Origin of the sequence: Micromonospora sp. NPDC047465 (assembly GCF_040643125.1) — a bacterium.
Taxonomy (GTDB): domain Bacteria; phylum Actinomycetota; class Actinomycetes; order Mycobacteriales; family Micromonosporaceae; genus Micromonospora.
Genome location: NZ_JBEYTP010000023.1, coordinates 15,280 through 41,534, shown reverse-complemented (window position 1 = coordinate 41,534; position 26,255 = coordinate 15,280). Strand labels below are relative to the sequence as shown.

At 69.9% G+C, this 26,255-nt stretch carries 29 protein-coding genes and 3 pseudogenes; 11 read left to right on the top strand and 21 right to left on the bottom strand.

Annotation, left to right across the window (positions count from 1 at the left end):
* Positions 1 to 275 precede the first annotated feature (275 nt).
* Entirely contained in the window at positions 276 to 659 is a 384-nt protein-coding gene (locus tag ABZ793_RS20975) for a CheR family methyltransferase (RefSeq protein ID WP_357459721.1), read from the top strand.
* On the opposite strand, the gene ABZ793_RS20970 is transcribed toward ABZ793_RS20975, so the two are convergent.
* The 6 genes from ABZ793_RS20970 to ABZ793_RS20945 all read right to left on the bottom strand — a co-directional run bounded on the left by ABZ793_RS20970 (position 638) and on the right by ABZ793_RS20945 (position 6,155).
* Positions 638 to 1,201, bottom strand: coding sequence for a dihydrofolate reductase family protein (locus ABZ793_RS20970; RefSeq protein ID WP_357459717.1), 564 nt, complete (start codon positions 1,199 to 1,201; stop codon positions 638 to 640). The two genes, ABZ793_RS20975 and ABZ793_RS20970, sit on opposite strands and share 22 nt — an antisense overlap.
* Positions 1,189 to 1,695 (bottom strand): SRPBCC domain-containing protein, encoded by a 507-nt coding sequence (locus ABZ793_RS20965; RefSeq protein WP_357459715.1) that lies wholly within the window; start codon positions 1,693 to 1,695, stop codon positions 1,189 to 1,191. The genes ABZ793_RS20970 and ABZ793_RS20965 overlap by 13 nt, the downstream gene beginning before the upstream one ends.
* On the bottom strand, positions 1,692 to 2,066 hold the full coding sequence (locus ABZ793_RS20960; RefSeq protein WP_357459712.1) for a metalloregulator ArsR/SmtB family transcription factor: 375 nt from the start codon (positions 2,064 to 2,066) through the stop codon (positions 1,692 to 1,694). The genes ABZ793_RS20965 and ABZ793_RS20960 overlap by 4 nt, the downstream gene beginning before the upstream one ends.
* Positions 2,067 to 2,416: 350 nt before the next feature.
* On the bottom strand, positions 2,417 to 2,851 hold the full coding sequence (locus tag ABZ793_RS20955) for a transposase (protein WP_357459709.1): 435 nt from the start codon (positions 2,849 to 2,851) through the stop codon (positions 2,417 to 2,419).
* Between the two features lie 375 nt (positions 2,852 to 3,226).
* Positions 3,227 to 4,153 (bottom strand): NAD(P)/FAD-dependent oxidoreductase, encoded by a 927-nt coding sequence (locus tag ABZ793_RS20950; RefSeq protein ID WP_357459706.1) that lies wholly within the window; start codon positions 4,151 to 4,153, stop codon positions 3,227 to 3,229.
* A 16-nt stretch (positions 4,154 to 4,169) separates the two neighbouring features.
* On the bottom strand, positions 4,170 to 6,155 hold the full coding sequence (locus ABZ793_RS20945; protein ID WP_357459703.1) for a condensation domain-containing protein: 1,986 nt from the start codon (positions 6,153 to 6,155) through the stop codon (positions 4,170 to 4,172).
* 87 nt (positions 6,156 to 6,242) lie between these two features.
* On the opposite strand from ABZ793_RS20945, the gene ABZ793_RS20940 reads away from it, so the two are divergent.
* Complete coding sequence (locus ABZ793_RS20940) at positions 6,243 to 6,968, top strand: class I SAM-dependent methyltransferase (protein ID WP_357459701.1); 726 nt, start codon at positions 6,243 to 6,245, stop codon at positions 6,966 to 6,968.
* Positions 6,969 to 7,020: 52 nt separating this feature from the next.
* Here the strand turns inward: ABZ793_RS20940 and ABZ793_RS20935 are convergent, their stop codons facing one another.
* Both ABZ793_RS20935 and ABZ793_RS20930 read right to left on the bottom strand, forming a co-directional pair.
* Entirely contained in the window at positions 7,021 to 8,166 is a 1,146-nt protein-coding gene (locus tag ABZ793_RS20935; protein ID WP_357459699.1) for a class I SAM-dependent methyltransferase, read from the bottom strand.
* The gene (locus tag ABZ793_RS20930) at positions 8,163 to 8,954 is read right to left on the bottom strand and encodes a hypothetical protein (protein WP_357459697.1); all 792 of its coding nucleotides are present in this window, start codon (positions 8,952 to 8,954) and stop codon (positions 8,163 to 8,165) included. Before ABZ793_RS20930 ends, ABZ793_RS20935 begins: the two co-directional genes overlap by 4 nt.
* Before the next feature lie 436 nt (positions 8,955 to 9,390).
* Between ABZ793_RS20930 and rpmF the strand changes: the two genes are divergently transcribed.
* The 3 genes from rpmF to ABZ793_RS20915 are packed head-to-tail and all read left to right on the top strand — an operon-like array spanning position 9,391 to position 11,523.
* Positions 9,391 to 9,570 carry a 50S ribosomal protein L32 gene (gene rpmF, locus ABZ793_RS20925; RefSeq protein WP_357459694.1) on the top strand — a complete coding sequence of 60 codons (180 nt, stop codon included), beginning with the start codon at positions 9,391 to 9,393 and terminating at the stop codon, positions 9,568 to 9,570.
* Positions 9,567 to 10,793: a GTP-binding protein gene (locus tag ABZ793_RS20920; RefSeq protein WP_357459692.1), complete on the top strand. Its 1,227-nt coding sequence runs from the start codon at positions 9,567 to 9,569 to the stop codon at positions 10,791 to 10,793. The genes rpmF and ABZ793_RS20920 overlap by 4 nt, the downstream gene beginning before the upstream one ends.
* A 1-nt stretch (position 10,794) precedes the next feature.
* Positions 10,795 to 11,523: a methyltransferase domain-containing protein gene (locus ABZ793_RS20915; RefSeq protein ID WP_357459690.1), complete on the top strand. Its 729-nt coding sequence runs from the start codon at positions 10,795 to 10,797 to the stop codon at positions 11,521 to 11,523.
* Here ABZ793_RS20915 and ABZ793_RS20910 read toward each other — a convergent pair.
* Entirely contained in the window at positions 11,514 to 11,873 is a 360-nt protein-coding gene (locus ABZ793_RS20910; RefSeq protein WP_357459687.1) for a hypothetical protein, read from the bottom strand. The two genes, ABZ793_RS20915 and ABZ793_RS20910, sit on opposite strands and share 10 nt — an antisense overlap.
* A gap of 119 nt (positions 11,874 to 11,992) precedes the next feature.
* Between ABZ793_RS20910 and ABZ793_RS20905 the strand changes: the two are divergent.
* Positions 11,993 to 12,085: pseudogene (locus tag ABZ793_RS20905) on the top strand (methyltransferase type 11); the annotation flags it as partial.
* 641 nt (positions 12,086 to 12,726) lie between these two features.
* On the opposite strand, the gene ABZ793_RS20900 reads toward ABZ793_RS20905, so the two are convergent.
* Positions 12,727 to 13,485, bottom strand: coding sequence for an NAD(P)H-binding protein (locus ABZ793_RS20900; RefSeq protein WP_357459684.1), 759 nt, complete (start codon positions 13,483 to 13,485; stop codon positions 12,727 to 12,729).
* Positions 13,486 to 13,626: 141 nt separating this feature from the next.
* Positions 13,627 to 13,782 carry a hypothetical protein gene (locus tag ABZ793_RS20895; protein ID WP_357459682.1) on the bottom strand — a complete coding sequence of 52 codons (156 nt, stop codon included), beginning with the start codon at positions 13,780 to 13,782 and terminating at the stop codon, positions 13,627 to 13,629.
* 463 nt (positions 13,783 to 14,245) lie between these two features.
* Between ABZ793_RS20895 and ABZ793_RS20890 the strand changes: the two genes are divergently transcribed.
* Positions 14,246 to 15,124 (top strand): RNA polymerase sigma-70 factor, encoded by an 879-nt coding sequence (locus ABZ793_RS20890; protein ID WP_357459679.1) that lies wholly within the window; start codon positions 14,246 to 14,248, stop codon positions 15,122 to 15,124.
* A gap of 335 nt (positions 15,125 to 15,459) precedes the next feature.
* Here the strand turns inward: ABZ793_RS20890 and ABZ793_RS20885 are convergent, their stop codons facing one another.
* The 4 genes and pseudogenes from ABZ793_RS20885 to ABZ793_RS20870 all read right to left on the bottom strand — a co-directional run bounded on the left by ABZ793_RS20885 (position 15,460) and on the right by ABZ793_RS20870 (position 17,505).
* Positions 15,460 to 15,744 carry a hypothetical protein gene (locus tag ABZ793_RS20885; RefSeq protein WP_357459882.1) on the bottom strand — a complete coding sequence of 95 codons (285 nt, stop codon included), beginning with the start codon at positions 15,742 to 15,744 and terminating at the stop codon, positions 15,460 to 15,462.
* Between the two features lie 16 nt (positions 15,745 to 15,760).
* Positions 15,761 to 16,103: pseudogene (locus ABZ793_RS20880) on the bottom strand (transposase); the annotation flags it as partial.
* Between the two features lie 165 nt (positions 16,104 to 16,268).
* Positions 16,269 to 16,916, bottom strand: a complete 648-nt coding sequence (locus tag ABZ793_RS20875) for a hypothetical protein (protein ID WP_357459677.1) — start codon at positions 16,914 to 16,916, stop codon at positions 16,269 to 16,271.
* 46 nt (positions 16,917 to 16,962) lie between these two features.
* A complete protein-coding gene (locus tag ABZ793_RS20870) occupies positions 16,963 to 17,505 on the bottom strand; it encodes a replication-relaxation family protein (protein WP_357459878.1) in 543 nt (180 codons plus the stop codon).
* A gap of 78 nt (positions 17,506 to 17,583) precedes the next feature.
* Between ABZ793_RS20870 and ABZ793_RS20865 the strand changes: the two genes are divergently transcribed.
* Positions 17,584 to 18,348: a hypothetical protein gene (locus ABZ793_RS20865; protein ID WP_357459674.1), complete on the top strand. Its 765-nt coding sequence runs from the start codon at positions 17,584 to 17,586 to the stop codon at positions 18,346 to 18,348.
* A gap of 324 nt (positions 18,349 to 18,672) precedes the next feature.
* On the opposite strand, the gene ABZ793_RS20860 is transcribed toward ABZ793_RS20865, so the two are convergent.
* Together ABZ793_RS20860 and ABZ793_RS20855 are read right to left on the bottom strand one after the other, a co-directional pair.
* Entirely contained in the window at positions 18,673 to 19,350 is a 678-nt protein-coding gene (locus tag ABZ793_RS20860; RefSeq protein ID WP_357459671.1) for a response regulator transcription factor, read from the bottom strand.
* A gap of 41 nt (positions 19,351 to 19,391) precedes the next feature.
* The gene (locus tag ABZ793_RS20855; RefSeq protein ID WP_357459668.1) at positions 19,392 to 20,198 is read right to left on the bottom strand and encodes a histidine kinase; all 807 of its coding nucleotides are present in this window, start codon (positions 20,196 to 20,198) and stop codon (positions 19,392 to 19,394) included.
* 152 nt (positions 20,199 to 20,350) lie between these two features.
* Here ABZ793_RS20855 and ABZ793_RS20850 point away from each other — a divergent pair, with 152 nt between their 5' ends.
* From ABZ793_RS20850 to ABZ793_RS20840, 3 genes are all read left to right on the top strand, one after another.
* Positions 20,351 to 21,043: an ABC transporter ATP-binding protein gene (locus ABZ793_RS20850; protein ID WP_357459666.1), complete on the top strand. Its 693-nt coding sequence runs from the start codon at positions 20,351 to 20,353 to the stop codon at positions 21,041 to 21,043.
* Positions 21,040 to 23,409, top strand: coding sequence for an ABC transporter permease (locus tag ABZ793_RS20845; RefSeq protein WP_357459663.1), 2,370 nt, complete (start codon positions 21,040 to 21,042; stop codon positions 23,407 to 23,409). The genes ABZ793_RS20850 and ABZ793_RS20845 overlap by 4 nt, the downstream gene beginning before the upstream one ends.
* Before the next feature lie 153 nt (positions 23,410 to 23,562).
* Positions 23,563 to 24,051 (top strand): DinB family protein, encoded by a 489-nt coding sequence (locus ABZ793_RS20840; protein WP_357459660.1) that lies wholly within the window; start codon positions 23,563 to 23,565, stop codon positions 24,049 to 24,051.
* On the opposite strand, the pseudogene ABZ793_RS20835 reads toward ABZ793_RS20840, so the two are convergent.
* From ABZ793_RS20835 to ABZ793_RS20820, 4 genes and pseudogenes are all read right to left on the bottom strand, one after another.
* Positions 24,035 to 24,194 (bottom strand): annotated as a pseudogene (locus ABZ793_RS20835) (IS5/IS1182 family transposase); the annotation flags it as partial. The gene ABZ793_RS20840 and the pseudogene ABZ793_RS20835 sit on opposite strands and share 17 nt — an antisense overlap.
* A complete protein-coding gene (locus ABZ793_RS20830; protein WP_357459657.1) occupies positions 24,176 to 24,502 on the bottom strand; it encodes a sigma factor in 327 nt (108 codons plus the stop codon). The gene ABZ793_RS20830 and the pseudogene ABZ793_RS20835, both read right to left, overlap by 19 nt.
* 92 nt (positions 24,503 to 24,594) lie before the next feature.
* Complete coding sequence (locus tag ABZ793_RS20825; RefSeq protein WP_357459655.1) at positions 24,595 to 25,503, bottom strand: CU044_5270 family protein; 909 nt, start codon at positions 25,501 to 25,503, stop codon at positions 24,595 to 24,597.
* The gene (locus tag ABZ793_RS20820; protein ID WP_357459652.1) at positions 25,500 to 25,856 is read right to left on the bottom strand and encodes a sigma factor; all 357 of its coding nucleotides are present in this window, start codon (positions 25,854 to 25,856) and stop codon (positions 25,500 to 25,502) included. Before ABZ793_RS20820 ends, ABZ793_RS20825 begins: the two co-directional genes overlap by 4 nt.
* Positions 25,857 to 26,255: the final 399 nt, after the last annotated feature.

Here is a 26,255-nt window from a genome sequence, read left to right as displayed (position 1 = left end):
CGCGGGCGTACAGCTGTCGTGGTACCACCTGCGACGACGGGCATCCGCTCATTATGAAGGCGGGCCGCAACACGGCTCCGGTCTCCAGCCGACGGTGGACCGCAGGCTGCCCCGGTGGATCTGAACGAATTCACCAACGAGGTCGAGGCGGTGTGCCGCAACTTAAGGCCAAGGCGCGGGACGAGCGGCTCCCCGAGCAGACGTGGCCGTGACCGACCTCGTCGAGCGAATGGCCGCGGTGAAGGCGGCCGACCCGGTGTACGTGTAGACCTCCGGTGACCGACTGGGGCCGCGACGGCGACCTCTGGCCGGTCCTGCTGGACACCCTCCGGCGCCGCTCCCTCCGCGCCCCGGCCACGGTGTGGTCGGCAGGCTGCGCCACCGGGGAAGAGCCGTACACCCTTGCCATGCGCACCGCCTGCTGGCCGCACCCGCGCCGGATCGTCGCCACCGACGTACACCGCGAGGCCCTGGCCGTCGCCCGCGGTGGCCGGTACCCGGCGGCCACCTGCTGCCCGCCGAACCTGTCCGACTTGACGCAACCCGAGTTCGTGATGGGCGACCTCATCCGGCCGAATCAGTCGTCAGCGCTCCGCCTGTCATGCAAGCGCCGCCGGCGATCGGACAGGGCTGTCGTTCACTGCCCGAGAGGGCGGTAGCGGAGGTGTACGACGCCGTTTCGGAATCGGCGCTCATCGAGGAGCTCAAGGTCGGCGCGCATGCTGGTCGGCAGCCCTGGCTTGCCCCCGCCGACGACAATGGGCAGGACGAACAGCTGGCACTCGTCGACCAGCCCGGCCTTGAAAGCCTGCGTCGCGAGGTTGGCACCTCCTACGGTGAGATCGCTGCTGGCCGTGGCCTTCAGTTCGTGTACTGCGGCGGGGTCGAAACGGCGTTCGAGTCGGGTGTCGGCAGTTGACACCGCGGCGAGGGTCGTGGAGTACACGACTTTGCTCGCCGCCTGCCAGGCGCTCGCGAACTCGGCCGTGAGCTCGGACTGCGCGGCCAGAGCGGCGTCGGTCTCCCAGACGGCCATCGCCTCGTACAGGCGCCGCCCGTAGAGAAACGTGCCCACAGACCGCAGGAGGTCGGTGTGGAACGCGAATACCTCGTCGTCGGGTGGGAACCAGTCGAAGGCGCCGCGTTCGTCCTCGATGTAGCCGTCAAGCGACACGTTCGTCACGTAGATCAGCTTGGCCATGCCTCTGCCTCTCGATGATTAGCTGCAACAGCCTGGACATTCATCAGCGTGGCGTCCAGCTTGGTGAACGCTTGGCGCCAACCCTCCTCGCTGGGGTGCGCCAGATGATCGGGGAGCCACTGGCGGATCTCCAGTCGCGTCCGTCCGTCGGCCTCGTCGTAGAACTCGACCCGCAGTCTCGTCTCGAACGGCTCGATGTCCTCCTGCAGCCGGCCACTGACGTGCATGACGCCTTCGAGTAGTTCGCCGTCGGCGACGTCGGTGAGGTCGACGTGGATGTGCACGCGAAGCTCGGGGTCGGCTGCATTGACCTCCGTCCACCGTTGAAAGCCGCCGGGGCGCACGTCGAACTCAATCTCGTCGCGCGGCAGTGAGTTGCCGATCGGGCCCCACCACGCCGCCAAGTGGTCGGGATCGGTGAAGGCTCGGTAGACGAGCTCCCGCGGCGCGTCGAACACACGCGAGATGACGAGCTGCGGAGTTTCCGTTTTCATTCGAGCTCCCTGGGGTCGTCGACCATCCGGTCCGTTGCCGGTCCGGCGGCCTGCACCGCGGCGAGGTGGGCATCGAGGCGGGTGAGGGACGAGTCCCAGAACCGCCGGTAGCGCTCGATCCAGTCGGCCGCCTCGCGCAGTGGGGCAGCTTCGAGGTGGCTCGCGCGCCACTTGCCCGACCGTGACCGCGAGATGAGCGCGGCGCGCTCGAGCACTTTCAGGTGCCGTGACACCGCCGGCATCGAGATGGACAGAGGAGCGGTGAGCTCTGTGACCGTGGCGTCGCGTTCGGCCAGTTCGGCGATGATCGCCCGTCGAGTCGGGTCGGCGAGCGCCGAGAACACCGCGCTGAGCTGATCGGTGCCAGCCATCGGAGGCTCCCTTCACTTAACCACCATGTTAAGCGTATTGAGACACGAGCGATGTTGTCAACGGATGAGTCGCCGGGCCGGCTCGGTCCCGCCGCTGACGTGCTGCCGAACGACCTGCGGCAAGACGGTGTCCGCTTCTGGCACCCGTCTGTGTCAAGTGGTCGCGGCGAGGGTTGTTCTAGGCTGGGGTGTGGCGGGTCCGGGAAGTGACTTTTCCGAAGTGTCGATCTCGGGGTTCAGATCGGCCGCGCTGGATTGCAGAGTCGCCCCCGCGTGTCCTCCCGGACCCGTCTTGAGCAGCTTCGCGTCGGCCATCATCTGCCGGTAGACGATGTCGGACAGCCGCCGTTTCAGTGCTCGTAGGGCCTCCATCGGGGTCTTGCCCGCGGCCAGTCTGCGCCGGTAGTAGCGGCGTCCTTCGGTGTCCCGGCGCAGCTGGACGAGGCCATGATGTGCAGGGCCCGGTTGATGCGCCGGTTTCCGGCTCTGGAGAGCCGGTGCCGGTTCTGGTCGCCGGACGAGGCGTCGATCGGTGCGGTGCCGTTCCACGAGGCGAAGTGGGCGCGGCTGGTGAACCGGGCGATGTCAGCGATGTCGCCGAGCAGGCGGGCGGCGCCGGACGGTCCGACGCCGGCCAAGTTCATCAGTCGGCTTCCGGTGCTGTTGACCAGGTCGGTGAGTTCCTGTTTCGCGGTTTTGATCTTCTTGTCGATGACGACGAGTTCGCCGATCAGCTCGGAGGCCAGCCGGCGGCGGATCTTGCCGACCACGTCGCGCGGGCGCACGGTGCCCAGCAGGGCGACGTCGCCTGATCAGCGACCGGATCTCCTTCCGTAGGACCGCGAGCTGATCACCGGGCACGCCCCGCACCGCTGCGTATCCGTGGGCGCGGACTGCTTCGAACACGAGCTGCGCGACGATCGGCACCCGCGGGTCGATCGCGGGCGCGGGGAACAGGCGATCCATCAGCGTCAGGCAGCGTCGACACGTCGGCGCGAACGCCGGCTCACGGTATCTGCTGAGCGTTCCACCGTCACCACCGACCATCCCTGCCCAGACCCGACCGCACATGGTCGTGTTGACCCCGCCGGGCCGCGCACTGCGATGATGATCTTCATCCTCGTTGTGGAGCGTTCGGCGTGGCAGTCGGCCAAGGGCTGTCAGCCAAGTGGGACGGGTAGGCCGGTGCGGAACAGGCCCTGTTCGAGCCAGACGGCGGCGCGTACGCCGTCGGCGGTGGCCTGGCTGACGAGGGTGAGCCCGTCGGGTAGGGCGGGCAGGCGGGCGAGGTCGCCGGCGGCGGACACGCCGGGCACGCTGGTCTGGGCGAACTCGTCGACGCGCACGTAGCCGTCGGGCAGCAGGTCGGCGCCGAGCTGGGCGGCCAGGGGTGCGTGCTGGCGGGTGGGCGCCCGGTGGAAGACGACCTGCCGGTCCAGGGTGGTGCCGTCGGCGAGGTGCAGCTGTAGGGCGTCGAGGTCGCCGGTGAGCGCGGTGACCGGCTGCTCGATGAGGGGAATGTTCAGCGCCTTGAGGTTGTCCAGGATCGGCTCGGGTAGCTGGTGCGGGCCGTGGGTGGCGACGACGACGTCGTCGGTGTACCGGTCGGCGAGGTATGCGGCGAGCATGACCTGGGCGGGTTCACGGCCGAGCACGCCGATGCTCTTGCCGCGGGCTTCCCAGCCGTGGCAGAAGGGGCAGTGGAAGACGCTGCGGCCGAAGCGTTCGGCGACGCCGTCGATGGGCCAGGGTTCGTCGACTTGGCCGGTGGCCAGTAGCAGGCGGCGGGCGTGGTGGGCAGTGCCGTCGGTGAGGGTGACGGTGAAGTCGTCGATGCTGCCGTGGGCGGCCTCGACGCGGGTCTGACGGATCTCGACGCTGGGGTAGGCGGCCAGTTCGCGGTGGCCGGTGCCGAGGAGGTGCAGGGGTGGGAAGCCGTCGCGGCTGAGGTACATGTGGATGCCGTCGGCGGGGTGGTTGCGCGGCGGTCCGCCGTCGATGAGCAGGGTGCGGCGTTGCTGGCGGCCGAGGACCTGGGCGGCGCTGAGCCCGGCGGCGCCAGCGCCGATGATGATGACGTCGTACACCTCGTTGGTGCTCCCTCTACTGGGTCGGGGTGGGGCGAGCGGCGGCGGCGAGGCCGGCAACGGTGGGCGTGGCGAGGAAGTCCCGCACGGTGACGCCCGGGAGGCCGTCGCGGGCGAGCCGTGCGAGTGCGCGCACGGCGAGCAGGGAGTCACCGCCGAGGGCGAAGAAGCTGGTGGTGCGGTCGGTGACCGCGACGCCGAGCAGGTCGGCGAAGAGGGCGGCGATCTGTTCCTCGACGCGATCGCGGGGCGGGCCGGGCTCGTCGTCGCTGGCCTGCGGTGCCTCGTCGAGCAGCCCGAGGCGTAGGCCACCGGGGAGGGGGTCGGGGCCCGGTGCCGCAGGCAGCGGCACCACCTCATGCCAGGCGTCGGGCTCGGCGAGGGCGGCAGCCTGGTCGACGAACTCGGCGAACGCCCGGTCGACGTGCCCGCCGGACAGGATCTCGGCGACGGTGCTGAACACCAGTACGAGTTCGTCGTCTAGTTCGAACAGGCGCGCCTCGAGGGCCACCTGCGGAGTACGCAGCTGGTGGTGGTGGTCGGCGGCGTTCACGTCGCCGAGCGGGCCCGCGTGTTGGGGCGCCCGTTCGCCCATCGCCGCGTCCATGCCGATGGTGCTGAGGAACACCACCGGGGCGACCGGTCGGTGGGTGCCCCGCAGGCGGGCGAGGTCGCGGGCGATCTCGACACCCGAGACGAGGTTGTGGGCCATGTGCTCGGCGAACCGGCGCTGGGTCTGCCCGGCCAGTTCGGCGAAGCTGGCACCGGGTGGCAGGTCGACCGGCAGCAGCATGGTCGAGGCGAACGCGCCGACGAGGCGGTGCACGTCGGGGTGCAGCGGAAGCCGGTTGAGCTGCAACGTGTTGAGCAGCAGCCGGTGGTGCCCGGCCCAGCGGGCCAGGACCGCCGCGTAGACGGTGAGCAGGGCGACGGACGGTGTGACGCCCTGCTCGGCGCACCGCTGCCGCAGCGCCGTCCAGACGGCTGCCGGCAGCCGGGCCTCCCGGTTCTCCATCACCTGAGGCGTCGCCTCGGCGGGGTCGCGGGTCAGCGGCAGCGCCGGCGCTCCGGGCCAGCTCGGCAGTTGCGCCCGCCACCAATCTCGGTCGGCGCGCCATCCGGTGGTGGCGGGAAGTTGCTCGAGGGCGTTGACGTAGTCGCCGAAGTCGACGTCGAGGGTGGGCAGGGTGGCGTTGACGTCGGCGGCGAGGGTGAGCAGCTCGCGGGTGAGCACGTTGGACGACCAGCCGTCGACCAGCAGCAAACTCAGCGACAGGTGCAGCCGACCCCGGCCGGCGGGCAGCAGGCTCAGCCGCACGTCCACGCCGGGCCCGCGGGTGGGATCGGGGCCGCGGGTGCTCATCTCACGGCGCAGCGCCCCCAGACGAGCGTCGGGGTCCGGATCATCGCGCAGGTCGAGCACGTGCAGCGGCGGAACCGCGCCGGGATGCTCGAGCGGCAGCACGTGCTGGTGGCCTTCCAGCGTGACCCGGGCCCGCAGGGTGGGCTGGTGGGCGGCCAGGCGCTGCAGCGCGTCGCGCAGCGCCTCGGGCGCCTCGTCCGGGTCGACGTCGGTCAGGGCGAGGTCCAGGTAGTAGTGCGCGGAGTCGTAGGACAGCTCCCAGCCGTCCTGCTGGCCGACGAAGTAGCCCTGCTGTAGCGGCAGCAGCGGGAACGGCGCTGCCGGGTCGGCGCGGCGGCGCAGGTCTACGGGCAGGAGCCGGTCGCCGGTCAAGGTGCCGGCGGCGCGGCTGGCGACGAGGGTGGCCAGTTCGGTGAGCGTGGTGTCGACGCGTACGTCGGACAGGGCGAGCTGCACGCCGAGCCGTCGGCGCACCAGCGCGGACATCCGTACGGCCAGCACGGAATCGCCGCCCAGACGCAGGAAGCTGACGTCACGGGGCAGCACGTCGGGGTCGATGCCGAGCAGCTCGGCCCAGATGCCGGCCAGGACGATGGTCTGGTCGTGCTCGGTGGGGGCGGCGGTCGAGGTGAGGGTCATGGGCGTCGCAGCCTCCAGCGGTGATGACCGGCATGTCACCAGGCCAGCCTAGTCGAAAATGAGAACGGTTTCCACTAACCTGTCGGCATGGAAGATGGGTACGAAGCGTCCGGGGAGTTCATCGACGTCCTGAGTGGACCGGCATGGCAGGTGCTCCGCGATCCGGTGCGAGCGGCGCTGCGCGGGGTCGATCCCGAGCACGGGCCGGTGCTCGACGTCGGCGCCGGCACCGGCCTCGGTACGCAGATACTGGCTGCCGCCTGCCCCACCGCCACGGTGCTGGCCGTGGAGCCGTCGCCGGTCCTGCGCGCGGTGCTGCTGTCACGCGTCGCCGCCGACGCGGACCTGCGCGAGCGGGTCACCGTGCTGGCCGACGACGCACTCGGCGCGCCACTACCCGAGCAGCTCGGCGCGGTGCTCGCGGCCAACATGATCGGACACCTGCCCCCGCAGGACCGGCGCGAATTCTGGCACCGGGTAGCCGCGCGCCTGGCACCCGGCGCGCCCCTGGTGGTCAACCTGCAGCCGCCGGCCGAGCCGGCGGTGGTCGGGTTCACCACCTTCAGCGCGGTGCGCATCGGCCGGCACACCTACGAGGGCGGCGGCGCCGCCGAGCCGGCCGGGCCCCACACGGTGACCTGGCAGATGCGCTACCGAGTGCTCGACCGCGACGGCGTGGTGCTGCGGGAACACGCCGTCGACTACCCCTGGCACGTACTGTCGCCGCACGACTTGAGGGCCGAGTTGGCCGAGGCGGGCCTGCACGCCGAGGTCGGCCCCATGGACGTGGTACGTGCCATACGGGCCGGGTGAGGCAGCGGCACCGCGACGGCCGGTGGCCGCAGTGGCAGGACGGCCGGCCGGCTCACCGGGCCGCCAGGAAGACGTGCTGACCGAGGGCGCTCAGCGGATCGTCGGTGTGCGGCAGGTCCAGCACGCCGGTGAACCCGGCGGCACCCAGTTGCGCCAGCCACTGGGTGCGGGTGAGGAAGATCCGATCAGTTCCTGCCCGCAGATCCGCGCTGCCGGCCGCCGGGGTGCCCGGGCGGGCGGACATGAGGAACTGCATCGACGTGGCGATCTGGTAGTGCTCGCGGCAGGATTCGATGAGCAGCAGGTGCCCGCCGGCTGCCAGCAGCGTGCGCAGCCCCGCCAGCAGCCGGGTCACGTCAACGGCGTTGTGCGCGACGTTGGCGGCGACGATGACATCCTGCGAGCCGGCGGGTAGCTGTTCCGTGGGTTGGCGGTTGACGTCGAACAGCCCGTAGGTGAGGAAGTCGTAGGCGGCGAACCGGTCCCGGGCGGTGTCGAGGAAGAACCGGGACACGTCGGTGAAGTGGTAGGTCACCGGCTGTCCAGCCAGCGTGGGCAGCACGTCGGTGGTGGTGCCGCCGACGCCGGCGCCGAGTTCCAGGATTCGTAGCCGCTGCGCCCCGCGGTGCCGGCTGGCCAACTCGGCGAGGGCGGCGGCGGTGACCGCGTTGAGGTAGCCGTTGATGACGTTGTCCTTGTAGGCGGCCTCGGCGGTGGCCAGGTCGTCGTCGGCGAACAGCAGTGCCTGCAGGGAGACCTCGTCGCGGAGCAGTTGCGACAGGTGCGTCGCGGTGGTGGTGAAGAATCGGGTCATCGCGGCCGGGTAGCCCAGGCCGGCGCGGGCGGCGTCGAGGTCGCGGGCGGTGGCGGCCAGATCATCGTGGGTGGCCGGGCGTAGCCCGTGGTAGCGGCCGGGGCCGGCGTCGTGACGCAGCCAGTCCTCGGCGGTGAGCACGGCCAGCCAGCGGCGCAGGATCCACCGGTGCCGAGGGGCGACGCGCAGCAGGTCACCGACCTCGTCCGCGGTGCGCGCCACACCTGCCCGGAAAGCGCCGCCAGCGTGCAGCGCGGCCGCCATGGCCACCAGCGCCGCCTCGTCGAGCCGGCGCATGAATCCCGGCAACGCCGCCCGGTTCACCCCGGCCATGGCCTGCTCGCCGGCCTGCGTCGCCCGCCGCTGGATCAACTCAACGCTCATCCGGCGGCCCGGCTCAGGCCGACGCGGACGGGGGTGCCGGCGGCTGCGGGCAGGCGGCGGCGCAGGGTGCGACGGGCCTCCTCGGTCAGGCGTCGGCGCACGAACGCGGGCAGCGGCTCGTGGGCCTGCCGGTCGCCGCCGGCAAGGGCGGCGGCCGAAACCGGAACGGCGCCGGCCGGTGCGGCCAGCTCCAGCAGCGTGGGGTCGCGTGGGTCCAGCAGCACCGCACCGCGGTCGCCCGCCACGTTCTGCAGCGCGTGCGCGGTGACCGCGTCCGAGTCGCCCGGGTGTAGCAGCGCGTTGGGGATGCCGTGCACGTGGACGGGTCCGTCGGCCAGCAGCGCCCGCACCGCGTCGAGGCGGTCGGGTGCTGGCAGGTCGGCCCACCGCACGGCGGGCGGACGCGACGCCGGGGCCGCGGCGTCGACGTGCAGCACGGTGTCGAAGCGGTACCGGGTGAGTTCGCTGTCGGCCCGCATCGTCTTGGCGTACACGCCGACATGGACGGCCCGGCCGGTGCCGCCGGTGGCGGCGGCGATGGTGGCCGGGTCGACGAGCAGCTCCTCCTCCCGCGCCGCGCGGGCCGTCGCCCGCGCGGCCACGGTGGCGTCGTCGGCGTCCGGGTCGGCGGCGCGTTCGGCCCAGCGGCAGAAGTGCTCGTGCAGGCCGGCGTGGCGCACGTCGCCGACGACCACCGCGCCGCCCGGGGCGACGAGGTCGATGGCGGTGGCAACGACGTGGGTCAGGTAGGCGACGGTGGGGAAGCATTGCGTGACCGAGTTGAGCACGACGCAGTCCGGACGCCCGCCCGGGAAGCTGAGCTCGACGGGGGCCGCAGGGGTGTGCCCGCCGGGGGCAGGTCGTCGTCGGCGGGGCTGTACGTCCTGATGTTGAGGGTGGGCGCCCGGTTGGCGTGGTCGACGTCGAGGACGTCGACGTGGCCGGTCTCGATGGCGGCGGCGACGCGGGTGCGGCGGCCAGGCCGATGGCGGCGGCCACGGCGGCGGTGACCACCAGCAGCCGCTTTCTGAGCCTCATGATTGACGTCTCCGTTCCACCGGCCGGGAGTCGGGCTGGGCTTTGGGTCAGGACTGGATCTGGACTGCTCTCCGAAGACGTGCCGGAGTTTCCGAAAGTTCCGACCCGCCGTGGAGGACTAAAACGAAAACCGTTATCGTTTGCGGGCCCCGTCGAGCCGGGGCCGACAAGTGAAGGAGACCTGCTGTGGCCGTACCGAAGCGGAAGACGTCGAGATCGAACACCCGGCACCGGCGGGCGCAGTGGAAGGCACAGGTTCCGCAGCTGACCCCGTGCCTGTGCCCGCGCAAGGAGATGGTGGTGCCGCACCGGGCCTGCACGCACTGCGGGCTCTACAAGGGGCGTCAGGTGGTGGACCAGCCGTGATCGGACGGCTGCCGGTGACCGTGCTGTCCGGCTTCCTCGGGGCCGGCAAGACCAGCCTGCTCAACCACGTCCTCGCGAATCGGGACGGGCTGCGGGTGGCGGTGATCGTCAACGACATGAGCGAGGTCAACATCGACGCGGCGCTGGTTCGCGACGGCGGGTCGCTGTCGCGGACCGAGGAGCGGCTGGTGGAGCTGACCAACGGCTGTATCTGCTGCACCCTGCGGGATGACCTGCTCGACGAGGTGGCCCGGCTCGCGCGGCTGGGTCGCTTCGACTATCTGCTGATCGAGTCCAGCGGGATCTCCGAGCCGATGCCGGTGGCGGCCACGTTCGCCTTCGGGGTGGAGGGCGGGCAGGTGCTCGACGACCTGGCCCGGCTGGACACGACCGTCACGGTGGTCGACGCCGCCGGCCTGTTGGCCCGCATCGAGGCGGGGGAAACGCTGGAGCAGCGTGGGCTGTCGGCGTACGAGGGCGACGACCGCAGCATCGCCGATCTGCTCGTCGACCAGATCGAGTTCGCCGACGTGTTGGTGGTCAACAAGACCGACCTCGTCGCGACGGATGATCTGGCGGTGGTGGAGGCGCTGCTGACTCGGCTGAACCCGGCCGCCCGCCAGGTCCGGGCCGTGCACGGCCGGGTGCCGCCGGTGGAGATCCTCAACACCGGCCGGTTCGACCTGGAGCGGGCGGAGACCGCGCCTGGCTGGGTCGCCGAGCTCAACGGCGAGCACGTGCCGGAGACCGAGGAGTATGGCATCTCCAGCATCGTGTTCCGCGACCACCGGCCGTTCCACCCTCAGCGGCTGTGGGATCTGCTCGCCGGGGGCCTGGATGCCTACGGTGTGGTGCGGTCGAAGGGTTTCCTGTGGCTGGCCAGCCGCCCGGACGTGCAGGCGCTGTGGTCACAGGCCGGCCCGTCGGGGCGGTGCGACCCAGTCGGTGTGCCGGTCGCGGTGTCGGGGGAGTGGCCGGAGGATCCCGCCGAGCGGGCCGAGCTCACGTCCCGCTGGCATCCCGTCTTCGGTGACCGGCAGCAGGAACTGGTCCTCATCGGCGTCGGCCTGCGCGGCGAGGGCCTGCGGGCCGCCCTGACCGCCTGCCTGCTCACCGACGCCGAGATCGCCGCCGGGGAGGACGCCTGGCGGGAGCTGCCCGACCCGTTCCCCGCATGGAACCTCGGCGACCTGCACGACCACGCCGAACCGGTCCCGGTCTGAGATGCCAGCCATCCTCACTCTGGACGACGTCGCCCGGTGGCGGCGCGACTGGGAAGCCATGATGCGCCACTACCAACCCGACCGCGACGGTCTCCTCGCCGCCGGCCTCGCCGCCGCCGAACGGGTCCACGGGCGCCCACCCGAGCGGGTGCTCGATGTGGGAGGCGGCCCAGGCGCCACCGCCGAGGCGGTGCTGCGGCGCTGGCCCGGCGCGCGCGTCACCGTGCTGGACGTCGACCCGGCCCTGCTGACGCTGACCGACGCTGCCCTGCCGCACGTGCGTACCGTGCGTGCCGACATCGGCTCGCCGCGGTGGCTCCCGCCGGCCGGCGGCCCTTACGACCTGGTGCTGGCCCTGATGACCGTGCACTACCTACCCGAGGAGCGGGTGCGCGACTGGTACGCCGAGACCCGACAGCTGCTGCGACCGGACGGGTTGCTCCTCGTCGGCGACGCCATGCCGGACGCCCCCGTCTCCGTGCAGCGCCAGAGCGGCGGGACCGACCCGTGGACCGCGTGGTGGACGGCGCTGACCGGGGAACCGGCGATGGCGCCGCTACTGAGGGAGCGCGCGAGCGCTCTGCGTGGCCTCAGCTGCGCGGAATTCGTCGCGCCAGCCGACTGGCACCGCCGGGCCGCCCGCAGGGCCGGGTTCGCCGACGCGACGGTGGTCCACCGGCGGGCGGACCACACCCTGATGGCGTTCCTCACGGCCGAGGATCACAGATGAGCATCCCACCGCCGCGCGGCGCTGCTGTCACCGTCGCCTACTGCGACGGTCACCGCTGCCGCGCGCTGCGTCACCGCAGCCGCCAGAAAGCGTCCGATGGCGAGTCGGCGGACCTCGCCGACGTCCTCCGGCAGGCGGTCCGGATCAGCCACGGTGGCGTCCTGATCCGGGCGGAGTGCCTCGGCGCCTGTCACCGCGCGCCCGCCCTGCTCCTGCTCACCGGCACAGAGCCGGCGGGCCAGCGTGGGACGCTGATCGGCCCGATCGAGGAGCCCCAGCACATCGATGCGGTTGTCGAACTCATTCGGCGGGCGGACAGACCGGAGCCCTGACTCCATCGACGTGGTCATCGGCCACCAGATGCGACTGTCAGGCACATTCTCATCTACTTGACCATGCTCGTTGTGCTGCCGGTGACCAGTGCCGGTGGCACCGAACCTGGCGGGGCGAGGACGAGGAGAGAACGTCGATGACCAGCGGTGGGCAGTCGGACGCGACCATCGAGGTGTTCGAGCAGGCCGCCGCGACCTATGACCGCACTGGTGTGTCCTTCTTCGGTCCGGTGCGAGGGTCAGGTTTGGCCCGCTGTGGCCCGCCCCACCAACCATCGGTGGGGAGTCGCTCGCCTCTACAGCGAGGATCCACAACAAGCCACTGGAAACCCGGTGAACGTTAGTGGGGAACGGGTAGATGTTGGGCAGCAGTACATCGAACGGCAGGTTCACCGACTCGGCGGCAGCCATGGCGCCGAACGCGAACACCGAGGTCAGTACCAGATCGGGACGCTCATCAGCAATGGCGCCGAGCAGGTCGCGGGCGTATCCGGCGGCCGGGCCGGCGACGAGGTGGTCTGCCATGGCGCGTACCTGAGCGATCGGCCCCAGCTCCCAGTCCTTGTACGGGTTGTTGGCTGGGTCGCGGTCCCGCCGGTTGAGCCCCTCCGTCCATGGCACGAATACCGCGGCCGTGCGAGCGACCTCGGCGGCCATGGAGTCCTCGCCAAGCACGGTCACCCGGTGTCCCCGTTCGACCAGTCGGCGGGCGACGCCGAGTTCAGGCGGCACCGTGCCGCCGCCGTCGGTCAAAGCGAACAAATAGGTGTGCATTCCGCCGCGTACGCCTCGCATGCCGATTTCTTTCCCTTCACCCGGCGCTTTGTGATGTGCTGGTTGATGGGTGATGGTCGGCCGGCTCCGGCCGGGGTCAGGGTTGGGTGTCGAGCCACTCCTGGAAGGTGGGGCCGGCGAGCTTGGCGTGCGGGCTGGGCAGGAACCCGCCGTTGGCGGCGATCTCGGCATCGGGCATGCCGGAGCCGTCGACGCCGACGACCTTGATGCCTCGGCGGGCGCCGAGGAGTTGGGCCGCCTCCGACATGGTCTCCTTGCGGGGTCCGGCAACCTCGGGGATCGGTCTTCCTGCGGCGGGCGCGTCGGGGTCGAGGGCAACGTCGACCAGTGTCTCGGCCACGGTGCGGCAGGCCACGAGCTGGGTGGGCAGGGTCGGGATGTAGGCGACGTCGCCCTGCTGCCAGTCAAGGAGCTGACCGACGAACTCGTGGAACTGTGCGGCCCGCAGGACGCGGACGGGGAGCGGGCCGGACAGGAGGAGTTCCTCGTGTACCTTCTTGGCGGCGACGAAACCGGCGGTGGCCTTGTCGACGCCGATGATGGACGCCATGGCGATCTGGGCGACCCCCGCCTTCTGGCCCGCCTCATGCAGATTGCGGGCCGACGTGCGGAAGAAATCCGTCGCCGCCTCCTGGTCGGAGGAGTGCCACGAGGCGACGTCGATGATGGCCTCGACCCCGGTGAGGGCCTCGGCGAGGCCCTCACCGGTGATGATGTCCACGCCGGTGGCTCGGGACATCGGCACGACATGGTGTCCTCTCTCAGCCAGGACGTCGACGACGTGGCGGCCGAGCCGTCCGGTTGCTCCCGCCACCGCGAACTTGGTGATGCTCATGCTGTGTGCCTTTCTTACTCGCTGTAGTTCTGGCCGGGGGGCATGCCGGGGATCGGCTTGGCGATGAGAGCGGCGGGGGTGAAGACAGCCCTCGACGGCGAGGCCGAGCTGGCCGATGTGGGCGATCGCCATGATGAGCGATCACATCGCCGTGTCGTCGTAGTGCGCGGACGCCTTGGCGTGCAGCTCATCGGGGACGCGCTTTCCGGACGGGTTCGGGGTGAGGACCGCCTCCACGAGCTCCAGCGCGACCCGTTCGGCGTCGGTGAAGTAAGTGGCATCGTGCCAGGTGGCCACGGCGGTGATGCGCTCCTCTGATTCCGCGATCCTGCGGAGGATGTTGGTCTCCCGGATGGTGAATTACCTGCTGCCGAGGATCTGCCCGGCGCGCAGCTGTAGCAGGCTGATGGTCGTCGGGGGAATCGAACCGTTCTTGAGACCTTGTGCAGGCCTGCGCCAACTCTCGCCATCTCGGGGACGAACGGAGAGGGTTGGGCATGCGCGACCGGAGGTTGGTCGTCGTGGGTGTGGACATGCTGGGAATTCCTTACTCGTGGTGTTGCGTCGTTACGTGCAAGAGATCCCGGCGACCTGCTTTTTGTGACAGCGGGACCTATGTGACGTAGCCCACGGATCGTCGGTGTCACAAAGCGGCGGGGACCGGGATCGCATGGATATGGCACGGTCGCGAACCAACAGGCGGGAACCAGCGATGAGCGAACGAAGTGAGCAACCGACGGCCACAGCTCGTGGCAGTCGCATGGACGCGGCCACCGAGGCGTTCGTCGCTCACCGTAACCTGCTGTTCACTCTCGCCTATGAGATGCTCGGCTCCGCCGTCGACGCCGAGGACGTCCTGCAGGAGACCTGGCTGCTGTGGGTGGGCGTCGACCTCGGCACGGTGCTGGACCAGCGCGCGTTCCTGATCCGGATCGCCACCAGGCAGGCGCTGAAGCGGCTGCGGACGCTGGGCCGACGCAAGGAGTCCTATGTTGGGCCGTGGCTGCCCGAGCCGCTGCTGACCGCGCCGGATGTGGCCGAAAACGTCGAACTGGCCGACAGCGTCTCGATGGCGATGCTGCTGGTGTTGGAGACGCTCACGCCGACCGAGCGGGCGGTGTTCGTGCTGCGCGAGGTGTTCGATGTGGACTACGACGAGATCGCCGAAGCCGTTGACAAGACCCCGGCCGCGGTACGCCAGATCGCCCACCGGGCACGGGCACACGTCGCCGCGCGCCGGCCCCGCGGCACCGGCTCCCCTGCCGAGCACCGGGCCGCGCTCCAGGCTTTCCAACGAGCGGTCGAAACCGGCGACCTGCAGAGCCTGCTCGACATCCTCGCGCCGGACGTCGTCGCCCTGAGCGACGGCGGCGGTGTCAAGCATGCCCTGCTGCGGCCCATCGTGGGGGCTGACAACGTTGCTCGCTTGCTGGCCCTCGGCTGGTGGAAACGCGACGCAGAAAGGTCGGTCGAGCTGGTGCAGATCAATGGTGGCCCGGGACTGCTCGTCCGAGTCAACGGCGAAATCGACGGCGTGGTAGCGGTGCGAGTGGAGAACGCCTACGTCACCGGCGCCTATCACGTACGCAATCCGGAAAAGCTGTCGCGTATAGAGCGGGAGACCGCCGTGACCCGCTGAGCTTAGCGAGACCGGCAGCGCCGGCAAATAGCGGCGACGACAAGACCGAGGAGCAACAACGGCCACGTAAGAGCCTGGTAAATGAGCGATTCAGGGCGGTTGATGGCGCGGTGGGCGTGGCTCGTGGGTTGGTGTCGGGGCTCCGGTAAAGTCGTGGCGCGTGTCCGGCTTGAGTTGGTTGGTGTAGACGCGCCGGGGTAGGCAGATGCAGGGCGCGTTGATCTGTTCGAAATGAGCCATGCGACAGCATCAGCCGACGCTGACGTTGAACCGGTGGGATCGGTCTCGGGTGCCGGCTCGCGTGAAGAGCCGGTTTTGCTCGACGCTTGGCGCGTTCACCCCTGCGGGAGGATCTTCAGGTCAGCGCTCATACGGGTGACGACGTCGGCGTCGATTTGCGGGCCGTGGGCGAAGGTCCAGCCGCCATCGCGGAGGTTGGCGATGGTCTGGGTAAGGGCGCGTGCGTAGACGACGCTTTCGTCGCTCCAGAGCACGACGGTGCCCTGCGCTGTGGTGTGGCTGTTGCCCACGGCTTCGCCGAGCAGCGTCAGGCAGTTGCTGGCGTCGTCGAGGACCCCGACGGTCCCACTTGTCGTGGCGTCCTTCCACCAGACGCTCATGGTTGAGGCTGACGCACCGCTTGCCGCGGTCGATCGGGGACCTGCCGGCGACCTCGCCGCCGCCGGGGGCCCTGGTGATGCACCCATCGATGGCGAGGTCGTCGAGCAGCAGGCCGACGATACGGTCGTCGGCGTCGATCGCGATTGCTTTGAGCCGGGCGAACACTCCGAGGTTGATCCATTCGTGCGGCGGTTGCGGATCGTGGTGGCCGAGCAGGTCGAGTCGGCGATGGCCTCATACGAGCAGCCGCCTGCAGGAGCTTTGAAACACGATCTGGTCGGCGATGCGTCGGCGGTGGGGGTGGCCTCGGATCGGTGGTGGGTCGTACGGGCAGCAGCGCGGCGAGCTGGTCCCACAAAGGGTTCGCTCAGCCATGATGGACAGCGGGCACAGGCGTTCCAGTGATCACTAGGCGTAGGAACCTTCATGATTGCTGATGTCTATGCCCGCTTCCCGCCTTTCCGATCCCATTGTCCTATTTGTATGGCCTCCTAGTCGCGGTGCAGGGCCACCCTGTCAGCCCTCACGCCGGTACGCCCAACACGACGTCCGCGACATTGCCCTGGTAGCAGGTGGTGGTGGAGATACTGGGGGCGTTCACCGTCGGGCCGTAGACGATGTACCGCTGGCCCGTCTGGACGTTGCGGCACTGGATCTGGACCCGGTAGCGGCCGGTGTCGCACTGGGCGGTACCCCGGCCGTAGTAGTGGTTGCTTCCCTCGTGGACCCACTCCGCCCACGAGACGCAACCGGTGACACCGACTGTGGGCAGCGGGTCCTCGACGGGGTACACGCCCTCGGCGACGTTGCCGCTGTAGCACTGGGTAGTGGCCGTGCCGGGGGCGTTCACCGCGTAGCCGCCGTAGACGACGTATCCCACGCCTGTCTGCAGGTTGCGGCACTGGAGCTTGACCTTGTAGCGGCCGGTGGCGCACTGCACGTTGCCGCGGCCGTAGTAGTAGCTGTTGCTGCCCTCCTGGACCCACTCCACCCACGTCGTGCAACCGGTGGGGGCGACCTGGACACCCAGGCCGGAGTGCGCCACCGTGCGGGCCTGGGCCGGGATGGCCTGGATGGGAGCGGCCTGGACGGGGGAGGCCTGGGCGGGAGTGGCCACGGCGGAAAGGCCGAGAACAGCCGCCGCGACCAGCGGAAGTGAATGCCTGAACAAGTCTGTCTCCTGACGGGGGATGGGGGAATTCGCCGAACGGCAGGGATCATATTAAGAAGCGCTTTGAAGGGTGTCTATAGAGCGGCGGAAAAATGCGCTTTTGTCGTGGGCGGTATTGACGGCGGTTCGGGCGTTTCACAGGTCCGAGCAGGCCGGCAACGCCGGTTGGGCACGTCGTTCGGTCTCCTGTGGAGCTGCCCGTCCATGCGCCGCGCCCATCGCCTCGGTGGACATGAGAATTGTGTCGCAGTCCGAACTCCGGATGACAACGACCGCTTGTCGCCAGGGAAGGCGGGAGGAGGTCGGGCGAGGCGCCGGGCGCCGGGAAACGGCGACGGGCCGCCCGCCCCGGATGGGGCCGGATGACCAAGGGGATGGAGCCATGTGTGGCCGCGGATCCCGACGGGACCTCCTGATCGACAAGGTTGAGCGGGCAGGGGAGGGCCGCCGCCTGCCGTCGGCGCAGCTGCGCGGAGCGCTCCGACGGAAACAGCGCGGTGGTGATCTGGGCGGTGGACAGCACGTAGTGCTCGGCAAGCCAGGCCAGCAGTTGCCGGTCGCGCAGGGTCAGCCGGTGCAGGTAGGACAGCCGTTGCTTCCTGCTGGAACGTCGAGGAGCAGCAGTAAGACGAGGTTCGGACGGGCGAGAGCCGCCTACGATGCGGCTATGACACGTCGAGCCGCGGTGGCTGCGATTTCTGCAGGAACGCTGCTCTTGCTGGCGTGCTCGGCTGGCGCGCGGACGGGAAACGAACCCGCCCAGGTGCCGACCGTCAGCGCTGACGCCGCCACTACGGCCAAGGCGATCGAGCTGCTGAAGTCAGGCACAGAGTTCATCGATCAGACGAGCTTTCGCGTCGATGTCGACATCGCGAGTCAGGTCACGACGCTGTCGCACACCGACAACGTCAACAAGCGCGCCGACGCCACGGTTTCCGCGTTCGGTCGGGTCACCGAGATCCGGATGATCGACAATGAGGTCTACATGAAGACCGGCCTGGACCTCCCGGGTGTCGGCCACGAATGGATGAACCTCGACCCGGCCCGGGTGCCGTCAGACTTCGCCCTGAGCTTCGCCCCAGGCAAGAACGATCCCGGCGGCTCGGCGCGCCTCATCAACGCGATCACCACCGCACGAGCAGACGGCTCTCAAATTACCGGGACGATCGACCTGACCCGAGTCGGCACCGGCAGCGGGATCAACCTCCGCCCCGGTCCAAGTGGCTTTCCCGACGGTGCGGGCAGCAACGCGTTCCGCGCAACGCTGGATGCCGATGGCCGACTGGTCAGTTTCTTGATCCCAGCCGCCAACGGCATGCCGAACGCCTCCCTGCGCTACAGCGACTTCGGTGCAGACATCGACGTCATGCGGCCGCAAGGAGCCGTCGCCGCCCCCGACGCCCTGTATCCCCAGCTTGGCCTGAGCGGCTGAGACCCGTTGGCAGGTTCGGCACGTAGCCCAAGCCTAAAAGTAGCTTCCGCAAGCGCGACGTCCAACCCGCCCCGCCTCACCCGTTGGTCTCACCGACTCATCCCTTCATACCGCTGACCGCGCCTTCGGTGACCGAATCTGCCGAATACAGGACCCTCGCTGGACGACTTATCCGAAGGATGTGGCTGAGATCCCTTTCGGAGCCGAGCAGCCCCGGCTGGCGAGGAACGCGCCGGTCAAGCGACCAGCGGCTGGAACTGTTCCAGGCCCGCCGATAGCGACCGTTTCCGACCACGCCATCCGTCCCACACGCGCGGGGTGCGATCAAGTGTCGGCGGGCGTGACGAGGCCGGTCTCGTAGGCCAGGACGACCGCCTGCGCACGGTCGCGGAGGGCGAGTTTGGCGAAGATCCGCGCCACGTGGGTCTTCACCGTCGCCTCGCTCAGGGTCAGCGCCTGGGCCAGTTCGGTGTTGGAGAGACCGCGGCCGAGGAGAGTCAGCACTTCCAGCTCGCGCGGCGTCAGCGCGGCGAGATCCCGGTGGATGGCGGGGGTCGATCCGTCGGCGGCCGATTGGTTCGCGCCGGCGAAGCGCTGGACGAGCCGCCGGGTTATCGAGGGCGCGAGGAGGGCGTCGCCGGTCTCGACGAGGCGTACGGCGGCGGCGAGGTGGTCGGCGGTGACGTCCTTCAGGAGGAAGCCGCTGGCGCCAAGTGCCAGGGCGGCGTAGACGTACCGGTCGAGGTCGAAGGTGGTGAGCATGAGCACCCGGCAGCGGGGGCTGTGGTCCAGGATGCGTCGGGTTGCCTCGAGCCCGTCCATCGTCGGCATGCGGATGTCCATGAGCACGACGTTGGGGCGCAGCCGCCGCTCGGCCGCCACCGCCTCGACGCCGTCAGCGGCCTCGCCGACCACGTCGATGCCGCGGGCGGTGAGGATCAGCCGGAAGCCGGTGCGGATCAGCTCCTGGTCGTCGGCGATGAGCACACGCGGCGAGGGCAAAGGCGCCGGCCCGGGCAGCCTGGCAGGGGCGGGCTGGGCCTTCACGGGTGCTCCACCGGGATGCGGGCGCGGACCCGGTATCCGCCGCCGAGCCGCCGGCGGGCGTCGAGATCGCCACCGTAGACCGCGACGCGCTGTCGCAGCCCCAGCAATCCTCGCCCGGCGCCGTCTCCGGCGCGCGGGGCAGGCTGGTCGCCCGTCAGCACGCTGGGGCCCGTGGTGAGCACCTCCACCCGCAGCGAGTGCTCGGCGTAGCGGATCGTCACCTCCGCCTTGCCTCCGGCGCCGTGCTTCAGCGCGTTCGTCAATGCCTCCTGGACGATGCGGTACGCGGTGACGTCGATCCCGGACGGCAGTGGCCGGGGCTCACCGGAGATGCGCACCTCTGCCGGCAGGCCGGCGAACGCGATTCGGTCGATCAGTGGGCTGAGCCTGCTCAGGCTGGGCTGCGGTGCCAAATCGGCTCCGTCCGTGCCATCGTCGCCGTCCGCCGGGGGTGCCAACAGGCCGAGCAGATGCCGCAGCTCGGTCATCGTGGTCCTTCCGGCGCCTTCCACTGCCGACAGCGCCGCTGCGGCCTCCACGGGCATGGTCGCGAGCACCTCGCGTGCGGCGGCGGCCTGCACGATCATGAGGCTCACGTTGTGGCTGACGATGTCGTGCAGCTCCCGGGCGATGCGGGCACGTTCGGCGTCGACCGCGGTCCGGGCCGCGCTCTCCCGCTCCCGTTCAAGGAGCCAGCCCCGCTCCTCCAGCGCCCGACGGTGCTCGCGCCGGGCCCGGACGAGTGCGACACCGAGCCATACCGCGGTCGCGCAGGCTGCGACGAGCGCGCCGACCAGCCACACCGCCCCCAATCCCACCCAAGAATCTTCGCAAACGCGGATCGGCGCCACATCATCCCCGGTGTCCAGCCGGGTACATCCCTGGGATGACAGCCCCGACGGTTTACATCCCGGGACCGACGGCCGGGCGCTACCCGCGGCCATAGCGTGCTGCCATGACCACTGACACCTGCGTCGTACGGCTGGACAAAGTCCGCAAAGAGTACGGCGACACGACCGCCCTCGACGGCGTGTCGCTCGAGATCCGCACCGGTGAGGCGGTGGCGGTGATGGGCCCGTCGGGCTGCGGCAAGTCCACCATGCTGAACATGATCGCCGGGTTGGACCGGCCGACATCCGGGTCGGTGCGCGTCCACGACGAGGAGCTGGGCCGGCTGAACGAAACGAAGCTGGCGCTGTTCCGGCGGCACCGGATCGGCATGATCTTCCAGTTCTTCAACCTGCTCGACGACCTATCGACGATCGACAACGTGACGCTCGCCGCCCAGCTGACCGGCACCAAGGCGGGCCCGGCACGCAAACGGGCCATGGAACTGCTCGACGAACTCGGCATCGCCGACCGGCGTAACGCGTATCCGGCGGCTCTCAGTGGCGGCGAGCGCCAGCGCGTCGCGGTGGCCCGGGCCCTGATGAACCGCCCGGCGCTGCTGCTCGCTGACGAGCCGACCGGCGCCCTGGACAGCCGCTCCGGCGAGCAGGTGATGGACCTGCTGCTGGACCTCAACCAGATCGGACAGACCCTGCTCATCGTCACCCACGACGAGCGGCTCGCGACGCGGTGTGCCAGCCGTGTGGTCGAACTGGCCGACGGGCGGATCACCCGCGAACGCAGTCTGGAACGCGCATGAGCGCCGTGTGGCGGGCCTCGCGGGCCGCAGTCCGGCGACGCCGGGTGCAGACGTTCGTCATCGGCCTGGTCGTCCTGCTCTCCACCACGACGATCGTTGTGGCGCTGGCGCTGCTCGAGGCGTCCTCGGCGCCGTTCGACCGCGCCTTCGCCAGGCAGCAGGGGCCACACGCGATCGCCGTGTACGACCTCGCCAAGGTCAACGACGCGCAGCTCACCGGCCAGCGAACCGGCGTGGCGGCTGCAGCGGGACCGTTCGGGCAGGTAACGCTCGACCTTACCGACGGCGGCGGGCCGGGCCCACGGGGTCCGCTGACCGTCGTGGGGCGCGCCGACCCGGGCGGCACGGTGGACCGTCTCAACCTCTGGCAGGGGCGCTGGCCCACAGCCCCCGGCGAGATCGTCCTCAACCAGCCCGATCCCGGCGCCGACTCGAGGGGATTCCCGCCGGACCGCGGAGAGGTGACCCTCGGCGGCAAGCGGTACACCGTCGTCGGCCGGGCTCACAGTCTCAGCCAGACCGCTGACGCCTGGGTGTCACCGGAACAGATGACCGCGCTGCACCCCACGTCGGCCCAGATGCTCTACCGGTTCACCGGTGACGTGTCGACGAAGCCCGCTGTCCACGCCGACCTGGCCGCCGTCACGGCCAACCTGCCACCAGGCGCGCTGATCGCCGCGCAGCCGTATCTCGTCGTCAAGGAGAAGGTCGCCTCGGACATCGGCGTGTACGTGCCGTTCCTCGCCACGTTCGGCATGCTCGGACTGATCGTCGCGGTCGTCATCGTGGGCAACGTGGTCAGCGGCGCGGTCGTCTCCAGCTTCCGGCACATCGGGATCCTCAAGGCGCTCGGATTCACACCACGCCAGGTTGTCGCCGTCTACCTCGTCATGGTGTCGGTACCCGCCCTCATCGGCTGTGTCCTCGGCACCGTCGTCGGCACCCTCGCCGCCCAGCCGCTGCTGAGCGACGGGTTCCAGGGCCTCGGACTCGACGTCGGCATCAACGTCGGCGTCTGGATCTGGGCCGCCGGGCTGGGCGGCGTGCCGGCAATCGTCGCCCTGGCGGCGTTCGTGCCCGCCGTCCGGGCACACCGACTGTCGGCCGCCGAAGCGATCAGCGCCGGCAGCTCCCCACGGACCGGGCATGGGACGCGGACCCAGCGCTGGCTCGCCGGTCTCCGGCTGTCGCGTCCGGTCACCCTCGGGCTGGGCCTGCCGTTCACGCGACCGGCCCGGACCGCCTTCACCGTCGTGGCCGTCCTGCTCGGCGTGACCACCGTGACGTTCGCGACCGGACTGGCCGACACGTTGACCCGGATCTCCACGATCGAACACCAGGCCTCGGGACAGATCGGGGTCCGGCCGTCAGACGGCCGGACGCGAATCGCCCCCGAAGGTCAGCTGCCGCCCACAGGGCCGCAGGCCACCACCACTCGGACCGACGCCCAGGTCGAGCAGCTGCTGCGCGGGCTGCCGGACGTCGCCCGGGTCACCCCTGTCCTCAGACTGCCGGTCCCCACCATCGGGCAGACCCAGCCGCTGACCGTCAACTTCGTCCGCGGTGACTACTCGTCGATGGGCTACCAAAACGAGCTCACCGCCGGACGCTGGATGACGCGGGCGCACGAGACAGTCGTGCCGTCGGAACTCATGCGTGAGCGTGGACTGAACGTCGGAGACAAGCTCACCCTGGAACTCGGCGGACGGCGGACGGTGCTGACCGTGATCGGCGAGACGATGGACGGCGCGCCCGGACCGCCCGGCATGTTCGTGGACTGGCGCGTCCTCACCGAACTCGCACCGGACCGCGCCGTCAAACCACACGAGGTGTACTACCAGGTCCAGCTCAAAACCGGTGGCAACGTCGCGGCGTACGTCGCCGCGGTCAAAGCGGCCGACCCGGGGATCGACGCGTGGGACACCTCCCAGCTCAGCGACTTCGCGGTGACCGTGATCGGCTTCTCGTCGGTGCTCTCGCTACTGCTGTCCACCGTCGCGGCCCTCGGCGTCTTCAACACGGTCGTGCTCAACGTCCGAGAACGCCGCCGCGACCTCGGCATGCTCAAGTCGATCGGGATGACGCCACGCCAGGTCGTCACGATGGTGCTGACGTCGATGGCCGTCGTCGGCGCGGCCGGCGGTGTGCTCGGCGTCCCCCTGGGGATCGTCGCGCACAGGTACATCGTGCCGGCCGCCGCCGACGCGGCCCGGATCGCCATCCCACACTCGGTGCTGGAGGTGTGGCAGGCGCCGACGCTCGCGCTCATGGCCCTCGCTGGCGTCGTGATCGCGCTCCTCGGTGCACTGGTCCCGGCCCGCGGCGCGGCCCGGCTCACGATCGCCGAGGTGCTCCACACCGAGTGAGCCGTCGGCTCGGGGCCTCCGGACGCAGACACCGCAGGCCCCGAGCTGACAGGGTCGGAAGCAGGCAGTGGTGAACTTTCTGGTACCGCGAAGCGCTCGTCACCCAAGTGACGTCGGCGCCAGTCGCTGGCGTCGGAGTGTGCCGAATTGAGGATGTCCTCCCGTGCCCCGTCGTGCGGCCACGGGAGAATTCTCTACTTCGGCGTGGTGTTCGGCCGACCGTTCGAGCAGGAGCTGCCGTACGTCGGCGACGGAACGGAGACCAATGCCGACATGTGGGCGACCGCGGATGAGACCCGCGAGGAGATCGTCGCACTGTACCGTCGCGCGATCGCCCACGCCGACACCACCATTGCAGCCCTTGCGCTGGATGAGGTAGGCCGCGTGCCGTGGTGGGGCGATGCAGCGGTCACGTTGCACCGCGTCCTAGTCCACGTCATCGCGGAAACACAACGGCACGCCGGCCACGCTGACATCGTGCGCGAACTCATCGATGGCGCGGCCGGGCTGCTGCCCAGGAACGACAACCTGCCCCCGCCGACGAGTCATGGTGGCTGGACTACCGCCAGCGAGTGGAGCAGGCTGCCCTCGATGCCAGCAAACGCAGCAACTAGGTTTCTGTCGATCATAGAAGCCAGATGATGGCGGCGATGAGGACGCGGCTGGCTCGGTAGAGGGATGCGCGTTTGGCGTATCGGGGTGGCCAGCCTCCGCCACTGTTTGAGCCGGTTAATGCAGCGTCCGACCATGTTGCGCTTGCGGTAGGTCACCTTGTCGAACGGCGGGAGGTCTGCCTTGCCGCCCGGTGCTGGTTGGCCAGATCGGTGGCGAGCCCGTAAAGCCAGGGTCGAGCGTCGGACTGGGTGATGTCGAACTGATTCCGAAGACGAAACGCCGCGACGAATGTCTCAGCGACAAGTTCGTCTGCGGCCGGCACACCGAAGCGTCGCGCTAGGTGGCGATGGATGCGCCGTGCGTGCCGGTCGATGATCGTAGAGAAGATTTCGGGATCCTCCTCGGACCAAGCGATGATGTCGGCGTCTGTCAATACACTGTCGCCGGCATTCTTCGTCCGCCGTCGCAGGAGTCGCATGGTAGGCCTTTCGCAGAAGAGCATCTTCCGTTGTCCGCATCCAGTGGCTGGACAGTTCATGTCTGGGAGGCGGCTGGCCGCTGGAACGGATGTCAGGTCCTCTGGCCGACTCGGTCAACGATGGCGAGGGCCAACACCGCCGATCCGCCTGCCGGCCCGCCCACTCCGGGGAAGGTGTAGGTATCGGGGTGGAAGACGAGCACGATTTCGCCCGAGCCGTGCGTCGATGGCCAGGTGATCCCGATGCCCGGTCGGCCCGCGGTGCCCTTGACGGGCTTCACGGCTTGCAGGTCCGGCATCGTCGCCGCGGCCTCGTAGAGCGCGGCCAGGGTCCGGGGGTGTAGGTAGCTGTCGGTGAGGTAGTGGAGGATCTCCTTGCCGACGGCATTGGCGTCGCCCGGTTCCCCCTTGGCATCCTCGGCCAGGAAGGCCCGCATCGCGGCGGCGTCGGTGGGCAGGCCGGCGCGGTAGGCGGGTGCTGGGGTGCACCGCTCGGTCTCGCCCGGAACCACCCGGCCCCCCTTCAGCACCACCGCCCGCCCATTTCGGCAGCCGGGAACGACTACCTCCGTGCGGCCAGCGGCAGAGGTCTCGATAACCAGACCGTCCCGCGTTCCGTCCACCGACGTCCAGCTCTCCCGCAGATCACGCCCCTGCTGCAGGCGTGTGTAGACGAACTGGTCCGGCCGGGGATCGACATCCCGCACCCGCAGCGCGGCGGCCGCCGCGTTCTGCAGAATCTGGGTGGCATCGGCCCGTGCGGGTGGCGTGCTGCCACCGGGCTGGTCCGGTACGAGCACCAGTACGGAGGTGATCGCCCCCGCTAGACCGGCCGCCGCCACCCCGCTGAGCACTAGCCGCCAGGCCGGTCGCCTCGAGCGGGAAGGCGTCGGGTGCAGGGTGGACACCGCGGGCAACGGCTCAGCGGCCGTCGCCGCCATGGCGGCCTCCAGCTTGCTGCGGGCCAGCTCCAACCGCTCGGCTGCCGGCAGCCCCGTCACCGTGGTGGCGACCAGGTTGGCGTGCGATGCCTCGCTCGTCGCGGGGACGTACCCTGCCGCAGCCGGTATTCGCGCTCCTCACTTCGCCGGTGCTGGCCAACGATCTTGGTGGCGATGCCGTACAGCCACGGCCGGGCGTTCGGACAGGTGGTGTCGAAGCGGTCCCGGCGGCGGAGCGCCGCGAGGAACGTCTCCGCGACCAGGTCGTCCGCAGCCGGCACACCGAGGCGCCGTGCCAGGTAACGGTGGATGTGCGGCGCGTGTCGGTCGAAGATCGTCGAGAAGGTCGCCGGGTCCTGCACGGAGCGCTCGATGATCGCTGCGTCCGTCACCGCGCCGACGTCGGCGTCCAACGTTGGTCTGGGTTCTTTCACGCAAGGCCTCTCGCGGAGCAGGGAAGCATCACCTGTTATCCGCACGTCGCGGCAAGACGGTTCACGGGTGGCCACCAACGATCACCCTGACCGTCCTGGTGCGGCGGCCCGCGAGCCTCCACATCCCTGCCCGGCGGAGCGAGCCGCTGTAGTGGCCGCATGCCCAGGGGTAGTTCGCCATCCTCACTACCTGCCGTTGCCCCGCCACCCGGGGAGCGGCCGCTGCCTGGCCCTCCCTCGCTGGTCGGCGCCGCGAGCACGCTTGGCAGATGCTGGATCTCCACCTACGATCAGTGCAATGGCACACCTTACTGATTGAGGCGTGCGTGCCCGCAGCAGGTGGTGATCGTGTTCGGTGCCGCAGGGGCGACAGAGGTT

Excerpts from the sequence above, each read along its gene's own strand:
- ABZ793_RS20970 (WP_357459717.1), bottom strand. The coding sequence starts at position 1,201 with ATGGCCAAGCTGATCTACGTGACGAACGTGTCGCTTGACGGCTACATC.
- ABZ793_RS20965 (WP_357459715.1), bottom strand. The coding sequence starts at position 1,695 with ATGAAAACGGAAACTCCGCAGCTCGTCATCTCGCGTGTGTTCGACGCG.
- ABZ793_RS20960 (WP_357459712.1), bottom strand. The coding sequence starts at position 2,066 with ATGGCTGGCACCGATCAGCTCAGCGCGGTGTTCTCGGCGCTCGCCGAC.
- ABZ793_RS20945 (WP_357459703.1), bottom strand. The coding sequence starts at position 6,155 with ATGACCCTCACCTCGACCGCCGCCCCCACCGAGCACGACCAGACCATC.
- ABZ793_RS20940 (WP_357459701.1), top strand. The coding sequence starts at position 6,243 with ATGGAAGATGGGTACGAAGCGTCCGGGGAGTTCATCGACGTCCTGAGT.
- ABZ793_RS20935 (WP_357459699.1), bottom strand. The coding sequence starts at position 8,166 with ATGAGCGTTGAGTTGATCCAGCGGCGGGCGACGCAGGCCGGCGAGCAG.
- ABZ793_RS20915 (WP_357459690.1), top strand. The coding sequence starts at position 10,795 with ATGCCAGCCATCCTCACTCTGGACGACGTCGCCCGGTGGCGGCGCGAC.
- ABZ793_RS20910 (WP_357459687.1), bottom strand. The coding sequence starts at position 11,873 with ATGACCACGTCGATGGAGTCAGGGCTCCGGTCTGTCCGCCCGCCGAAT.
- ABZ793_RS20900 (WP_357459684.1), bottom strand. The coding sequence starts at position 13,485 with ATGAGCATCACCAAGTTCGCGGTGGCGGGAGCAACCGGACGGCTCGGC.
- ABZ793_RS20890 (WP_357459679.1), top strand. The coding sequence starts at position 14,246 with ATGGACGCGGCCACCGAGGCGTTCGTCGCTCACCGTAACCTGCTGTTC.
- ABZ793_RS20885 (WP_357459882.1), bottom strand. The coding sequence starts at position 15,744 with ATGAGCGTCTGGTGGAAGGACGCCACGACAAGTGGGACCGTCGGGGTC.
- ABZ793_RS20865 (WP_357459674.1), top strand. The coding sequence starts at position 17,584 with ATGACACGTCGAGCCGCGGTGGCTGCGATTTCTGCAGGAACGCTGCTC.
- ABZ793_RS20850 (WP_357459666.1), top strand. The coding sequence starts at position 20,351 with ATGACCACTGACACCTGCGTCGTACGGCTGGACAAAGTCCGCAAAGAG.
- ABZ793_RS20845 (WP_357459663.1), top strand. The coding sequence starts at position 21,040 with ATGAGCGCCGTGTGGCGGGCCTCGCGGGCCGCAGTCCGGCGACGCCGG.
- ABZ793_RS20840 (WP_357459660.1), top strand. The coding sequence starts at position 23,563 with ATGTCCTCCCGTGCCCCGTCGTGCGGCCACGGGAGAATTCTCTACTTC.
- ABZ793_RS20830 (WP_357459657.1), bottom strand. The coding sequence starts at position 24,502 with ATGCGACTCCTGCGACGGCGGACGAAGAATGCCGGCGACAGTGTATTG.